The sequence below is a fragment of the Nocardioides sp. P5_C9_2 genome, from assembly GCF_054049555.1.
Genome location: NZ_JBFUMD010000600.1, coordinates 1 through 1,951, shown reverse-complemented (window position 1 = coordinate 1,951; position 1,951 = coordinate 1). Strand labels below are relative to the sequence as shown.

The 1,951-nt window shown below is 75.7% G+C and carries 2 protein-coding genes and 1 pseudogene; 2 read left to right on the top strand and 1 reads right to left on the bottom strand.

Features of this window, described 5'->3' with window-relative positions; all coding sequences use genetic code 11:
• Positions 1 to 327: CoA-transferase (locus ACXJKL_RS20105; RefSeq protein ID WP_457208765.1), on the top strand; the 327-nt coding region annotated here is incomplete at its 5' end.
• A 1-nt stretch (position 328) separates the two neighbouring features.
• Positions 329 to 817: an XdhC family protein gene (locus ACXJKL_RS20100; protein WP_457208764.1), complete on the top strand. Its 489-nt coding sequence runs from the start codon at positions 329 to 331 to the stop codon at positions 815 to 817.
• A 199-nt stretch (positions 818 to 1,016) separates the two neighbouring features.
• Here the strand turns inward: ACXJKL_RS20100 and ACXJKL_RS20095 are convergent.
• Positions 1,017 to 1,951: pseudogene (locus ACXJKL_RS20095) on the bottom strand (hypothetical protein); the annotation flags it as partial.

Sequence of the window (1,951 nt, the reverse complement as noted above, 5' to 3'; positions counted from 1 at the left end):
AACTGGATGATCCCSGGCAAGATGGTSMMGGGCATGGGYGGCGCGATGGAGCTSGTCMRCGGCGCCAAGCGCGTCATCGTGCTGATGGAGCACACGGCCAAGGACGGATCGCTCAAGATCCTGAACGAGTGCGACCTGCCCTACACCGGCAAGCGGGTCGTGCAGCGGATCATCACCGACCTCGCCGTCATCGACGTGATCGACCCGGCCACCGGCGAGGTCGCCCCCTCGGGCACCGTCGGCGAGCGGGCGCTCAAGCTCGTCGAGCTCGCCCCGGGCGTCACCGAGGACGAGGTCCGCGAGAAGACCGAGCCCGAGCTGGTCTGACATGCCGACCCGCGAGCAGCCCTGGTCCGACGACCCGTCGGGGGACCCGGCTGCCCGCGGGCGCATCGTCGTGCTCAGCCGCAACCCCATCGCCGAGGCGATGGAGGTGATCGCCTCGGCGGTCGGCCGCGAGGTCGTCGTCGTGGCCGAGGACGAGGGCGGACGTGGGGTCGAGCTCGTCGCGGCCCTCGACCTGCGCGCCGGGGATGCGGTGGTGCTGTGCGACCACGACGCCCCCGACGCGCCCCGGGTGCTGCGCGACGCGCTGGCGTCGCCGGCGTCGTACGTCGCGATGATGGCCAGCCGGCGGCGGGCCGAGGGCCTGCTGGCCGACCTCGCCGAGGAGGGCGTGCCCGGCCTGGAGCGGCTCCACGTGCCCGCCGGCCTCGACACGGGCGGCAAGGCACCCGGCGAGATCGCGCTGTCCGTGGTGGCCGAGATCGTCGCCGAGGGCCACGGCCGCTCGGGCGGCCCGCTGCGGGGTCGCTAGGCAGCCCGGAGGCGCGAGGTGGCCGCCGAGTCGACCCCCCGGGGCAGCTGGCGGACCCCGACGCGCGGCGGCGGCAGCTGGCGGCGTACGACAGGCGGCTGTGACAGCTGGCGGCGTGCGACGGGTGATCGAGCCGGATCGTTGCCCTCCACCGCCAGTTGCGGGCGACCCCGGACCACCACGGCGCCGCTGCGGGGCCTCAGGGGAGCTGGGCCGCCCGGGTGCGGGCGGCTGCCGCGACCCCCAGCGCGGCAATCAGTCCGCCCAGGACGAACACCGCCAGGAACGGGTCGACGCCGGCCCTCCCGGCGGCAGCGAAGACGACCCCCGACACCGACAGCGCCAGCGCCGCGCCGAGCGAGTCGGCGATGGTCAGGGCCGAGGAGTTGAAGCCGCGGTCGCGGTCGCTCGAGACCGCCAGCATGGCGACGCTCGTGCGCGGGTAGCCGAAGCCCATGCCGGCACCCGCGAGGACGTACGACGCGCCGGTCACCACCGCGGGCAGGTGCAGCTCGACCGAGAGGGCCAGCGCGCCCACCCCGGCCAGCACCAGTGCGGTCCCGACCCGCATGGCGGTGACGTCGGAGACCCGGCTACCGAGCCGCGCCTGTGCCTGGCTGGCGCTCGCCCAGGTGAGGCCGACGAAGGTCAGCGCGAGGCCCGCGCGACCCGGCGAGAGGCCCCACTGCTCCTGGAGGACGTAGACGATGAAGGCCTCGGCGCAGAAGAAGGACGCGCTGAGGAGACCGCGGGTGGCGATCACCGACGGCAGGCCGCGACGACCGATGAGGGTGCCGGCGGGCAGCAGCCGGCGCAGCGAGACGACCACGAGCACCAGCGCGAGCAGGGCGCCGACCGCTGCGAGCGGCGTACCGGGCTCGGAGCCGAGGAGCTCCAGCGCGAGGACCGCGACCGCGGCGACGGCCGCCCACACGAGGCTGCCGCGGGGGGCATCGGCGTCGTCGGCTCCCGCGTCGCCGGTCGTGTCGTCGGCGTCGGGGCGGTGGCCCGAGCGGAGAGCGGGAGCGATCAGCACGGCGGCGCCGGCGACGAGCACGACCGCGCCCCCGAAGACCCACCGCCAGCCCAGCGCGTCGGCGCCCCCGAAGACCCACCGCCAGCCCAGCGCGTCGG